General features: G+C 54.6%; 10 protein-coding genes and 1 rRNA gene. 4 read left to right on the top strand and 7 right to left on the bottom strand.

Annotation, left to right across the window (positions count from 1 at the left end; genetic code table 11):
- The first annotated feature begins 55 nt into the window (after positions 1-55).
- Positions 56-171 (top strand): 5S ribosomal RNA (gene rrf / locus F0Q32_RS22705).
- A 357-nt stretch (positions 172-528) separates the two neighbouring features.
- Complete coding sequence (locus tag F0Q32_RS22700) at positions 529-1,827, top strand: MFS family transporter (protein ID WP_149464843.1); 1,299 nt, start codon at positions 529-531, stop codon at positions 1,825-1,827.
- Positions 1,828-1,829: 2 nt separating this feature from the next.
- On the opposite strand, the gene F0Q32_RS22695 is transcribed toward F0Q32_RS22700, so the two are convergent.
- The 5 genes from F0Q32_RS22695 to trxC form a co-directional block, all read right to left on the bottom strand.
- Entirely contained in the window at positions 1,830-2,156 is a 327-nt protein-coding gene (locus tag F0Q32_RS22695) for a YfiM family lipoprotein (RefSeq protein WP_149464842.1), read from the bottom strand.
- A gap of 44 nt (positions 2,157-2,200) precedes the next feature.
- Positions 2,201-3,556, bottom strand: a complete 1,356-nt coding sequence (gene pssA / locus F0Q32_RS22690) for a CDP-diacylglycerol--serine O-phosphatidyltransferase (protein WP_149464848.1) — start codon at positions 3,554-3,556, stop codon at positions 2,201-2,203.
- A gap of 108 nt (positions 3,557-3,664) precedes the next feature.
- A complete protein-coding gene (pat, locus tag F0Q32_RS22685; protein WP_149464841.1) occupies positions 3,665-6,316 on the bottom strand; it encodes a protein lysine acetyltransferase in 2,652 nt (883 codons plus the stop codon).
- Between the two features lie 35 nt (positions 6,317-6,351).
- On the bottom strand, positions 6,352-7,050 hold the full coding sequence (tapT, locus tag F0Q32_RS22680) for a tRNA-uridine aminocarboxypropyltransferase (protein ID WP_149464840.1): 699 nt from the start codon (positions 7,048-7,050) through the stop codon (positions 6,352-6,354).
- A 68-nt stretch (positions 7,051-7,118) separates the two neighbouring features.
- Positions 7,119-7,544, bottom strand: coding sequence for a thioredoxin TrxC (gene trxC, locus F0Q32_RS22675; protein ID WP_149464839.1), 426 nt, complete (start codon positions 7,542-7,544; stop codon positions 7,119-7,121).
- A gap of 204 nt (positions 7,545-7,748) precedes the next feature.
- Between trxC and F0Q32_RS22670 the strand changes: the two genes are divergently transcribed.
- Positions 7,749-8,807 (top strand): tRNA/rRNA methyltransferase, encoded by a 1,059-nt coding sequence (locus tag F0Q32_RS22670; RefSeq protein ID WP_149464838.1) that lies wholly within the window; start codon positions 7,749-7,751, stop codon positions 8,805-8,807.
- Between the two features lie 689 nt (positions 8,808-9,496).
- Here F0Q32_RS22670 and ung read toward each other — a convergent pair.
- Positions 9,497-10,186: a uracil-DNA glycosylase gene (ung, locus tag F0Q32_RS22665; RefSeq protein ID WP_149464837.1), complete on the bottom strand. Its 690-nt coding sequence runs from the start codon at positions 10,184-10,186 to the stop codon at positions 9,497-9,499.
- 318 nt (positions 10,187-10,504) lie between these two features.
- Here ung and grcA point away from each other — a divergent pair, with 318 nt between their 5' ends.
- The gene (grcA, locus tag F0Q32_RS22660) at positions 10,505-10,888 is read left to right on the top strand and encodes an autonomous glycyl radical cofactor GrcA (RefSeq protein WP_015963383.1); all 384 of its coding nucleotides are present in this window, start codon (positions 10,505-10,507) and stop codon (positions 10,886-10,888) included.
- 48 nt (positions 10,889-10,936) lie between these two features.
- On the opposite strand, the gene srmB is transcribed toward grcA, so the two are convergent.
- Complete coding sequence (srmB, locus tag F0Q32_RS22655; protein ID WP_149464836.1) at positions 10,937-12,265, bottom strand: ATP-dependent RNA helicase SrmB; 1,329 nt, start codon at positions 12,263-12,265, stop codon at positions 10,937-10,939.
- Positions 12,266-12,329: the final 64 nt, after the last annotated feature.

Raw genomic sequence — 12,329 nt, 5'->3', positions numbered from 1 at the left:
GCTTGATAACAGATTAAATTAACCGGCGATAAGCGGGTTAATACAACAGAATTTGCCTGGCGGCACTAGCGCGGTGGTCCCACCTGACCCCATGCCGAACTCAGAAGTGAAACGCCGTAGCGCCGATGGTAGTGTGGGGTCTCCCCATGCGAGAGTAGGGAACTGCCAGGCATCAAATAAGCAGAAGGCCATCCGGAAGGATGGCCTTTTTGCGCTGGTGCGAAAAAACCTGCCGGATGGCGGCTGCGCCTTATCCGGCCTACAAAAGAACAAACCCCACCGAATGGCACGAACCCGTAGGCCCGGTAAGCGCAAGCGCCACCGGGCAACACAACGCGCACTACCCCCACCCCAAAATACTCCCGCTACAGCTAATCCTAATTTGTTACCTTGCTAACAAAAAACGTGATAGATATCGCAAAATAATTAATAACAATTATATAACATTTCGTTCACTGAAAATTTATCTGCGTGACGAGTTACGCCCGGTAAGACAGATAAAACACCTGTAGCAGGAGCATAATTATAATGACCGAAACCAGCGTAGCCGCCGAGCAGTCGCTCACCGATCATGATACCCGTCGCCGGGTCATGGCCATCGTCGGGGCTTCATCAGGGAACCTTGTCGAATGGTTTGATTTTTACGTCTATTCCTTCTGTTCTCTCTACTTTGCCCACATCTTTTTCCCAACCGGAAATACCACGACCCAGCTGTTACAAACGGCGGGTGTTTTTGCCGCAGGCTTTTTAATGCGTCCCATTGGCGGCTGGATGTTTGGTCGTATTGCGGATCGTCATGGACGTAAAAAGTCGATGCTGATCTCTGTCTGTATGATGTGTTTTGGCTCTCTGGTCATTGCCTGCCTGCCGGGATACGACACGATCGGAACCTGGGCTCCTGCGCTGCTTCTGCTGGCACGGTTGTTCCAGGGGCTCTCTGTCGGCGGGGAGTACGGCACCAGCGCAACGTACATGAGTGAAGTCGCGGTAGAAGGCCGTAAAGGATTCTATGCCTCATTCCAGTATGTCACGCTGATAGGTGGCCAACTGCTGGCGCTGCTGGTTGTCGTGCTTTTGCAGAATGTCCTGAGCAGCGAAGACCTGCACAGTTGGGGCTGGCGTATTCCATTCGCAATGGGGGCGGTGTTAGCGGTTGTGGCGCTGTGGCTGCGTCGTCAGCTGGATGAAACGTCGCATAAAGAAACGCGTACGCTGAAAGAAGCGGGTTCCTTCAAGGGCCTGTGGCGTAATCGTAAAGCCTTCGTCATGGTGCTCGGTTTTACTGCAGGTGGCTCGTTAATTTTCTACACCTTCACCACCTACATGCAGAAGTATCTGGTTAACACCGCCGGGATGGACCCGAAAGTTGCCAGCATCATTATGACTGCTGCACTGTTTGTCTACATGCTTGCCCAGCCGCTTTTCGGCCTGCTCTCTGACAAAATTGGTCGCCGCGCATCCATGCTCTGTTTTGGTTCACTGGCGACGCTGTTTACCGTACCAATTCTCTCCGCACTGCAAAACGTCACCTCCCCGTTTGCCGCTTTCGCACTGGTGATGTGCGCACTGTTGATAACCAGCTTCTATACCTCAATTAGCGGGATCCTGAAGGCTGAGATGTTCCCGGCGCAGGTTCGCGCGTTAGGGGTGGGGCTATCTTATGCCGTAGCCAATGCCCTGTTTGGTGGTTCTGCGGAGTATGTCGCACTGTCACTGAAATCATTTGGCGTGGAGTCGGCCTTCTTCTGGTACGTCACCGCGATGACGGCGCTGGCTTTCCTGGTGTCGCTGATGCTGCATCGCAAAGGAAAAGGATTACGCCTGTAGGATTAATGTTGTGCCAGCTGCCACACCGTATAGCCGGTCGTGGCGCCGGCAACATCCCACGCAAAATCTTTCCAGCTCCAGCCGCTCCCTGCGGGGCGGCTATCCCACAGTTCTTTTGATGCCCCCAGACTCAATGAAAACATCACCCCCAATGCGGCGCTGCGATCGCGGCTCACGCCCTGATGCTGGAAGTATTCATTGCCGGCGGCGGAAAGCATCGCGGAACCAATAAAGTGTTGGGCTTTATCCTGCCCGCTCCAGCTGTCGTTCGCCATATGGCTACAACCGCTCAGAGTGAAAAGGGCAATCAGAGGAAGGAGGGTTCGCATAAATCTCTCCTGAAAAAAAGCCCCGCACTGGACGGGGCTGATATTTAGAGGATACGACTGATAAGACGATCGATACGGATGCGTCGCAGACGGCGGATCAGCTTGCGCACTTTTACCGGATAATCAGCGATACTTTGCAGGTCGCGATAGTGATTGACCACGGTAGTATGGGCGCGAATCAGCTTCAGCTCTTTCTCGCGTTTCTCCCGCAGTTTATGTTGCGGGTCATGGATGAGTACGGCGTTTTCGAGATCCAGACGCCAGGCGCGTGGATTAAGGTTGTTGCCGGTCAGCAGCATCCACTCGTCATCCACCCACATCCCCTTCAGGTGATAGCTGTTATCGCCATCTTTCCACAGACGTACAACGAGCTGGTCTGTGTTGACGTAGTACTGTAAACGGCTCAGGAATCGACGCAGGTTGATTTCGTACAGATACGGCAGCGCGCCGATAATCTTGAACGGTTCATTTTCCGGGATGAAGAAATCGTTCGCCGTTTTATCGCCAACGATAATTTCGACCTTTTTGCCTTCACGCAGCAGGCGAATGATATTGCGCACTAACAGCGCAGGCAGGTTGAAATAAGGGGTGCAGATCGTCAGCTTATGCTCGGCGCACGGCATCAGATGGAAAATGGTTTTATTCAGCAGGCTGGTTTTACCCAGGCCTACCAGTGGCGTAACGGAGAGCTGTTCGTCGTCGGCGTTGCCCAGATAATGGTATCCCGTATCGCGCAGTTCCTGGCGATAGAGGCGAATATCGTTTTTAATTTCCGGGCTTTTCGGGCGGCAGCTATCATCGAGACGGTTAACGCCACGACCTTCCACTAAATTTTGCCCCACCCAGTCATACATGATGTCCGCCATCTGCGGGTTACGAATGCACTGATAGCGGTCGTAACGATATTTATCATGCTGATGGAGATAGACATCATTGATGCTTGCGCCGCTGTACAGCACGCTGTCATCAATAATAAAGCCTTTGAAATGGAGAACGCCCAACGCTTCGCGGGTATTGATTGGCACACCATACACCGGCACGTCCACACCCGGGTTTTCATGCGCCATGCGGCAGTACCAGTCGGCGTTAGTATTCGACGCCGCTGCGCCAATACGGCCACGCTGAGCGCGATGCCAGTCAACCAGTACTTTCACTTCCAGCTCAGGCCGTTGACGTTTTGCATCGTACAGCGCCTGTAAAATCGCCTTCCCTGCATCGTCCTGTTCCAGATACAGCGCGACGATGCAGATGCGTCGCGTAGCGCCGGCTATCTTTGCCAGCAGCGCTTCCCGAAAATCGGCAGGCGCGTAGAAAAACTCAATATCATCAACTGACTGAGAAAGCTTGGGTAGCTGGGCAAGGTGTTGTTGATGTTTATTACGCTTAAATTTTGACAACATCACAGTGCGTTTCTTCTCTGTTTTAGTGAAGGGTCCTCTGTACCAGGCAGACGACGTAAGCGGTCAATAATACCATCTCTGTCGGTCAAGGGTAGTATTTCCAGCAACTTAGTCATGACTTAGCTTCAGAGACAGGCTGACTATACCGTCTTCCAGTTGGATATCGACGTCAAAGCCCAGCTTGCGAGCCAGAGCGATCATCCCACGGTTGTTGGGCATAGTAATGCCGTTTAAGCGTTGCAGACCGTGATCGCGCGTATAGTTGATTAACTTTTCCAGCAATCGTCCACCCAGCCCTAACCCTTTCAGGTCGGAGCGCACCAGCACCGCAAATTCAGCATCGATGTTATCCGGATCGGAGATAGCGCGCGTTACGCCGAGGATCTCTGTCTGTTCAGCCGTAGTGTGTACCGCAACGAAAGCCATTTCACGATCGTAGTCGATCTGGGTCATATTCGCTAAATCATCGTGGGTAAATTCGTTGATCTCGCTAAAGTAGCGGTAATAAAGATCTTCCTTCGTCACCCGGGCGATAAACTGCTGCAAAAGCGGCTCATCTTCAGGGAGAATGGGGCGAAACAGACAACGTCCGCCATTTTTCATGGTAATCCATTCTTCGAGTTGCTGCGGATATGGCCTTACCGCGAGGCGGCTTTCGCTTTCGCCTTCATACGGCGCGATATCCAGCGTCACGTCCAGCGCGGTAAATTCATTACCTGTGGCCAGCAGTGGGTGAATATCCAGCCGCTGAATTTCCGGGCAATCAACAATCAGGTTTGAGACCTGAACCAGCAAACGGCTCAAGCCGGGAATATCCAGCGGTCGCAGCGCGCTGCGCCCACGAATCTTTTTGCTCTTAATCGCCTGAATCACCAGATAGCGCGCCAGCGTCATATTCAGCGGCGGCAGAGCGACTACAGCCTGTTCTTCAGGTCGCCACTCCACGCCACCTTCACCCAACATAATCAGCGGGCCAAAGACCGGATCATGTTCCACCACCACGCGCAGTTCCTGTGCGCCTGCGCGGTTAGCCATACTTTGTACCAGCAGGCCGTCAATGCGCGCCTGTGGCCAGGTCATTTTAACGCGATCGAGAATCGCATCCGCCGCCTGTTGCACTTCCGCCGGGGTACGCAGATACAGCATCACCCCCTGAACTTCCGATTTATGCGGGATGTCCGGTGAACGCAGTTTCAGCGCCACCGGATAACCAATTTGTTCGGCGATATGTACCGCTTCCGCGCTGTCAGCGGCGATCCAGGTGGGAAGCGTGTGCATGCCGTACGCCTGCAACACAGGACGCACTTCATGTGTATCCAGCGCGCGGATACCGCTATCGATAGCCTGCGCGAGCAGTTCGTGAACCTGCGCCGTGTTGGCCGTTAAATTCTGTGGCAGTGCGGGCGTTTCCCGCAGCTGTTTCTGGTTCCGGCGATATTCCACCATATGCATAAATGCCGTAATCGTGCCTTCCGGCGTACGATAGGTGGGGATGCCCGCGTCGCTGAAGAGGCGTCGCGCCTCGATAGAAGAGTACTCACCACACCAGTTGGTCAGCACGCTGATGTAGTGCCCACGTGGATGGTGTTTAATCGCGTCAATTAACGCTACGGCGCTTTCAGTGCCGGTTGCGGTGGCGCTGGGTGAGTGAATCACCAACAGCGCATCCAGATCCGGGCTGTCGAGTAATGTGTTGACTGCAGCGATGTAGCTCTCGATGCTGGCATCATCACGCAGATCCAGCGGGTTTCCGGCCTGCACGGAATCCGGCAGTCGTTCAGTCAATCTGGCTCGCGTTTCATCGCTGAGGGTCGCCAGTTTGCCGTTGCGCGCCCACAGTTGATCGAGCGCCAGCGCGGCCGGGGCAGCACCGTTGCTGATAATCATTAAACGCTCGCCGCGCAAAGGGCGCATATGGCTTAAGGTTTCAACGGCGGAGAAAAGTTCGTGAGTATCGCGCACGCGCAGCAGACCGGCGCGCTGGATCGCGGCGTCCCAGGCGGGGTCCAGACCCGCGTTGGCGTGAAGCAACCGCTGCGCCGCCGGGCTACGTCCGCTCTTAATCACAAGAATGGGTTTGTTACGTGAGGCGCTACGGGCGGCGGAAACAAAGCGTCGGGCGTCACTCAAATGCTCCAGATAGAGCAGAATGGCGCTGGTTTTGCTGTCGCGCGCGAGGAAATCGAGCAGGTCGTCCACATCGATATCCAGGCTATCACCGAGCGCAATAAAGTAGGAGAAGCCCATCTCGCGCTGCTGCGCCCAGTCAAGAATGGTATTGGAAACGGCCGCGGACTGCGAAATAAATGCCAGTTTGCCTTTGCGAATCGGCACCGGTGAAAAACTGGCGTTTAGCCCCTGCCAGGGCGCTAAAAGCCCCAGACTGTTTGGCCCTAAAATGCGCATTTGGTAGCGTGCCGCGCAAGCTGATAATTCGGCAAACTGATCGGGCGGTGAAGAGAGAATAATGCAGGTTTTGCATCCTTTCTCGCCCAACGCTTCCAGCAGTTCCAGATTGCGTTTGGCATGTGTGCAGAGTACGGCGAGATCGGGTGAAAACGGCAGGCTGGCGATGGTCGGCCAGGCCAGCACGCCGAGCACCGCTTTCCAGGTGGGCGTAACGGGCATAACGGGGCCGTTAAACCCACCGGCTAACAGATTACGCATCATCAAAAAGCCGGCGCGCTGCGGCTTCATGGATGCGCCAATCACGGCAATCGATTTTGGTCGAAGAAGTGCTTCCAGCCCACGTTGACTCATTCCGGCTTCCCTCAGGTATAAGCATCCGTATGAGTCTAAACGCTTTCCTCGCGTTGTGCTGTGATGCTTCCCTTATGCTGGGTTTTTCCTGCCAGATAGCTGGTACGAAAACGCGTAAAGTGTTCGCCTAACGCGTGAGCAGCGTCGGTATCACCCGCCAGGTCGAGCAGCGCCATCGCCACTTCGGCGGTGCAGTACTGACCATCCGCGTGCGCTTCCCGCAGGCCATAGTCGGAAACGCGCGACAAATCGACCGAAATCACCGGGAAGTTATCCAGCCAGGGGCTCTTGCGAAACATTTTGCGCGCTTCGGTCCAGGTGCCGTCTAGCATAATAAATAGCGGCGGTTTGCCTGTTTTCGGCGCGGCGATCACTTCGCGCTCTGTTCCGGCGTAGGATGCCGGGAAAACGACCATCGGCTGATAGGCGGGATCGCGTACCAACTCCAGTAGTGCGGCTGGCGGCTCGGTACGAGACCATTGAAATGCGGCAGTATTCGGAAGAATGTCTGCTATCAGACGTCCCGTGTTACTGGGTTTCATGGGCTCAGTATCGAACATCACCAGACAAAAACGGCTGGTGGCGGTACTGGGTTGCAGGGTTTCGCATAAACACTGTTTAAGCGGCAGCAGGCAACGTTGGCAGCGGCGAACACGATTGCCGCGGGCGAGGAAAGGGCGCGTGGCGCGGGCCAGGCGTTCAGCCCGGAGTTGCAGTACAGCGTTTGGAGTCATGGCAATAGCGTAGAAAAAGGCTATTGTCGCAGAGGTGAAAACGGGGCACAAGATGCGCCCCGTAGATGTTATGCTTCGAGGGCTTCGTTAAGCCAGCTCTCGAAAGGCGCTTTCGGTACTGCGCCATTGAGCATGTCGATCATTTCGCCATTTTTGAAGATCATAATGGTCGGGATGCTGCGAATGCGAAAACGGGCGCTGAGCTCGCGTTCGGCCTCAGTGTTCACTTTCACAAAGCGCATTTTGCCGCTGCGCTCTTCCGCCACATCTTCAAATATTGGCGCGAAATTGCGGCACGGGCCACACCATGGCGCCCAGAAATCAATAACGACAGGCAAATCGTCCTTCAGCAGCTTATCCAGCGTGGCGTCGGTGGCGTTGATCACATCGCCATCAAACAGATCATGACCACAGCGTCCACATTTCGCCGCATCGTTTACACGATCTTCAGGTATGCGGTTAAGAGCCTGACAGTGGGCACAAACGGTATTCATAACTAACCTCTGGGTAGTAGGGTTGCCGATCGGCGAGGTCGCCGGATGTTTCTGTAATGTTACATATTATCGATGAGACTGTTTTATTCGACAATGCGGTTTACTCAATGGGTACAATAGTCACCGTCTTTGATATGAAGTAATGGCTATGCGCTACTACATCAGGTAATCTGCGCGCTTCGCGCAGCGCAGGTGGAGAAAAATATGAGCGACGAACTGAAGAACAAAAACGGCAAAGTCAAAGTGATGTATGTCCGCAGTGACGATGACTCGGATAAACGCACCCATAATCCGCGTACAGGAAAAGGCGGTGGCCGTCCTGGTACACGTGCCGAAGGTGGTCGCCGTCCTGCCCGTGACGACAGAAAAGGCCCGAACCGCGAACGCAGCCGCGATCGTGACGATCGCGGAGAACGCGATAGCTCACCGTGGCGCACGGTTTCCCGCGCCCCGGGTGATGAAACCCCGGTAAAAGCCGATCACGGTGGCATTAGCGGTAAAAGCTTTATCGATCCGGAAGTCCTGCGTCGTCAGCGTGCGGAAGAGACGCGCGTGTACGGTGAAAACGCCTGCCAGGCGCTGTTCCAGAGCCGTCCGGACGCCATTGTACGCGCCTGGTTTATCCAGAGCGTAACGCCGCGCTTTAAAGAAGCGCTGCGCTGGATGGCGGCAAACCGCAAAGCTTACCACGTGGTTGATGAAGAAGAGCTGGCGAAAGCGTCCGGAACCGAACACCACGGCGGCGTATGCTTCCTGATCAAAAAACGCAGTGGCACGTCCGTTCAGGATTGGGTCGCTAAAAGCGGCGATACCGATTGTGTGCTGGCCCTGGAAGATGTCGGCAACCCGCACAACCTGGGCGCGATGATGCGTAGCTGTGCGCATTTCGGTATTAAAGGCCTGCTGCTGCAGGATGCTGGTGTGCTGGAATCCGGCGCGGCAATCCGTACCGCAGAAGGCGGCGCTGAGCACGTTCAGCCGATCACCGGCGATAGCTTCATTGATGCGTTGGATGATTTCCGCAAAGCAGGTTACGCCATCGTGACCACCTCCAGTCACGCGGGTACGCCGCTGTTTAAGGCTGAGCTGCCGAAGAAAATGGTGCTGGTGTTAGGCCAGGAGCGCGATGGTCTGTCTGATGCAGCCCTGTCGAGCGCCGATCTGAGCGTATCGATCGACGGTACCGGCGCGGTTGAAAGCCTGAACGTCTCCGTGGCAACCGGCGTACTGCTGAGTGAATGGTGGCGTCAGAATAAAGCCTGAGCGTAAGCCATAATAAAATGCCAGCATCGCGCTGTAATGCTGGTCAGTTAAGCACTGATTCACTTTTCAAAGCATCTTCCCGTTGCGCTCCTGTCTGGCTCCATGCCATATAAATCGTGCAGGCGCAGGGAGCACGCAGGGGGCGGCCAATCGCCGCCGCCCCCTGCACCCCCGGGCTTCGGCGGAAAAATCGCCGCTTCGCGGTTCCCTCAGCTTATCCCTTACGGCTTTCGGGTCGGGCGCGAGGTAACATCCCTGTAAAGCCGCGCCCTCAGCCCACATCCATGTGGGCTGCCCCGGCCTTCAGGGAACACTTCGGCGATTTTGACGCCACCAACAGCGGTGCGGTCTTTAAGTAAACAGCAAAAACCAGCGTATCTGAAACCGACGAGTCCCCGTTGGAAATCGGCGAGCCGGAGAATGGAAGACAAGGTCAGTCCGCCATGGATGGCGGACTGAGGCGAACCGAGACAGGACGTCGAGTTTCGCCGTGCCGCAGGCTGGAGTTCGGAGGAGAGCGTAGTGCGAAGCACCGATTTCCCCGCGGGGCCGCGGGGATTGCGAAGGGGGGCGCGGTTGACCCCCTTTGCCCGTTCACTGATGCTGATGTTACATATTGCGCAAAACATAAAGTGAACGGAACTTTGCGCTTAACTGACCAGCATTACAGCATCGCGCTGGCATTTTTTTTACTCGCTTTCCGCCGGCAGCACCGGCATCCAGTCGATGGGCGCTTCACCGCGTTGTACCAGCCACTCGTTAGCCTGCACAAAGTGGTTGCAGCCAAAAAAGCCGCGATGGGCAGAAAGCGGTGACGGATGCGGGGCTTTCAGCACCCGATGACGCTGTGTATCGATAATCGCGCCTTTCTTCTGGGCATGCGATCCCCACAGTAAAAAGACTACGCCTTCCCGATGTTCGTTAATCAGGCTGATCACTTTATCGGTAAAGGTTTCCCAACCGAGGCTGGCGTGAGAATGCGCCTGACCTGCACGCACCGTCAGCACCGTGTTAAGCAACAGCACGCCCTGGCGCGCCCAGCTTTCCAGATAGCCATGCTGAGGGCGGGTAAAGCCCGGAATTGAACCTTCCAGCTCTTTATACATGTTCAGCAGCGACGGCGGCGTGGCAATACCAGGGCGAACAGAAAAGGCCAGCCCGTGCGCCTGACCCGGCCCGTGGTACGGGTCCTGACCTAAAATCACTACTTTTACATCCCTCAGTTCAGTGAAGCGAAAGGCGTTAAATACATCTTTCTGCGGCGGATAAATCGTTGTGCCTGCCTGGCGCTCATTCGCCACCGTTGCCAGTGTGTTCAAAAAATAGGGTTGTTGCTTCTCATCGGCCAGCACATCGTGCCAGGTTAAAGGGGCGCTCATCTCGCTCTCCTGGAAATTGTCATGGGGATAGCTTAACTGCTTCTTTCTCCATCACAAAATCGGCCAGCGGGAAAAGCACGCTCACCCTAAAAAAAGTTGAAAATTTACTGATAAAATTTGGCATGGCAAGGTGGCGTAACTTGATATAAAACAAGTAAATTAGTGTATGACCACTTTTATGGTGTGGTTTTTGTTGATTTAAATCAAAGAATGCGGGGTGTTTGAGGGGTATATATACACTCAAGCAACAATGGTTTTACCAATTGGCCGGGAACTGGCCGGTTAAAACGAATATGAATAGCCTAAGGGAGGCATCAAATGATTACTGGTATTCAGATTACTAAAGCCGCTAACGACGACCTGCTGAATTCTTTCTGGCTGCTGGATAGCGAAAAAGGTGAAGCACGCTGCCTGGTTGCCAAAGGTGGTTATGCAGAAGATGAAGTGGTTGCTGTGAAGGCACTGGGCGACATCGAATATCGTGAAATTCCAGTTGAAGCGAAACCAGAAGTTCGCGTAGAAGGGGGCCAGCACCTGAACGTTAACGTTCTGCGTCGCGAAACCCTGCTCGACGCGGTTGAACATCCGGAAAAATATCCGCAGCTGACCATTCGTGTTTCAGGATACGCAGTACGCTTTAACTCTCTGACGCCTGAACAGCAGCGCGACGTTATCGCCCGTACTTTCACTGAAAGCCTGTAAGTTTTCTGAGGCAGAAAATCAAAACGCCGGGGAGACCCGGCGTTTTTTTTACTCTTCTGTAGGCTGCGGTGGCGTACCGCTTGGCTTACGACGCTTACCAACATTCTTCGCGTCGCGATGGCGTACTTTCACACGCGGTTTGTCTTTATCTTTCTCTTTTTTCTTCTCTGCACGTTTTGCCAGTACTTTCTTCGACGGCTTACCGGTCATTTTTTCGCTAGGTGCACGCGTCGTTGGGCGTAGTTCATCGATGACGCGCGCTTTCAGCGGCTCTTCAATGTAACGGCCAATTTTCTGCAGCAGCAGATGGTCATGCGCTTCAACCAGAGAAACCGCCGTACCTTTACGACCCGCGCGGCCAGTACGGCCAATGCGGTGAAGATAGGTATCGCCGGTGCGCGGCATATCGAAGTTAATCACGTGGCTGACATCCGGAATATCAATACCGCGCGCGGCAACGTCGGTCGCAACCAGTACGTTTACGCGGCCTTCCGTCAGACGCTTGATTCCTTCGGTACGCTTGATCTGTGCCATTTCGCCTTCGAGATAACAGTTGTTGATCCCGGCGGCACGCAGCATTTCGGCAAGTTCATGTACACGCTCACGTTTACGCACAAACACGATAGCGCGCGTCATATCTTCTTGTTTCAGAAGGTGCTTAAGCAGCTCAACTTTGTGCTCCAGGTTATCTGCCCGGTAGTACCACTGATGAATTTTTTTACGTTCACGCGTGGACGGGTTAGCAGAAACTTCTACCGGGTCTTCCAGCAGTCGCTCGGCAAAATCTTTAATCGCATCGCCTTCAAGCGTGGCGGAGAAGAGCAGCGTCTGCTTACGCCAGCGGGTTTCCCCGGCGATATGTTCGATATCCTGCGCAAAGCCGAGATCCAGCATACGGTCGGCTTCGTCAAGAATTAAGGTCTCGACGGCGCGGCAGTCAAAGTTTTCTTCTTTGATGTACTGCAACAGGCGACCGGTGGTGGCAACCACGATATCCTGGTTTTCGCTGAAGACTTCAGCGTGGTTCATGTACGCGACACCGCCGGTAATGGTGGCAATATCGAGATGGGTATTTTTGGCCAGTTCGCGCGCGTGGTCGGCAACCTGCATCGCCAGTTCACGCGTTGGCGTCAGGATCAAGATGCGCGGCGGGCCGGATTTTTTGCGCGGGAAGTCGAGCAGATGCTGCAACGCAGGCAGCAGATACGCCGCTGTTTTACCGGTGCCGGTGGGCGCAGAACCCAAAACATCACGTCCATCGAGCGCAGGCGGAATGGCGGCAGCCTGGATGGCGGTCGGGCGTGTAAAGCCTTTGCTCTGGAGGGCGTCCAGCAGGCTTTCATCAAGTTCAAGTTCGGAAAAAGTCGTTACAGTCATTGTCTACCTCAGTGTGAGGCGGTGATTATAGACGTTACGGCTCTAATCTTCATCTGTTTGTATG

Origin of the sequence: Pseudocitrobacter sp. 73 (genome assembly GCF_008369545.1) — a bacterium.
Classification (GTDB): Bacteria; Pseudomonadota; Gammaproteobacteria; order Enterobacterales; family Enterobacteriaceae; genus Pseudocitrobacter; species Pseudocitrobacter vendiensis.
This window is presented reverse-complemented; position numbering and strand designations above follow the sequence as displayed.

What these genes read in the sequence shown, in the direction of transcription:
- F0Q32_RS22700 (WP_149464843.1), top strand. Translation starts at nt 529, where the DNA reads ATGACCGAAACCAGCGTAGCCGCCGAGCAGTCGCTCACCGATCATGAT.
- F0Q32_RS22695 (WP_149464842.1), bottom strand. Translation starts at nt 2,156, where the DNA reads ATGCGAACCCTCCTTCCTCTGATTGCCCTTTTCACTCTGAGCGGTTGT.
- pssA (WP_149464848.1), bottom strand. Translation starts at nt 3,556, where the DNA reads ATGTTGTCAAAATTTAAGCGTAATAAACATCAACAACACCTTGCCCAG.
- pat (WP_149464841.1), bottom strand. Translation starts at nt 6,316, where the DNA reads ATGAGTCAACGTGGGCTGGAAGCACTTCTTCGACCAAAATCGATTGCC.
- tapT (WP_149464840.1), bottom strand. Translation starts at nt 7,050, where the DNA reads ATGACTCCAAACGCTGTACTGCAACTCCGGGCTGAACGCCTGGCCCGC.
- trxC (WP_149464839.1), bottom strand. Translation starts at nt 7,544, where the DNA reads ATGAATACCGTTTGTGCCCACTGTCAGGCTCTTAACCGCATACCTGAA.
- F0Q32_RS22670 (WP_149464838.1), top strand. Translation starts at nt 7,749, where the DNA reads ATGAGCGACGAACTGAAGAACAAAAACGGCAAAGTCAAAGTGATGTAT.
- ung (WP_149464837.1), bottom strand. Translation starts at nt 10,186, where the DNA reads ATGAGCGCCCCTTTAACCTGGCACGATGTGCTGGCCGATGAGAAGCAA.
- grcA (WP_015963383.1), top strand. Translation starts at nt 10,505, where the DNA reads ATGATTACTGGTATTCAGATTACTAAAGCCGCTAACGACGACCTGCTG.
- srmB (WP_149464836.1), bottom strand. Translation starts at nt 12,265, where the DNA reads ATGACTGTAACGACTTTTTCCGAACTTGAACTTGATGAAAGCCTGCTG.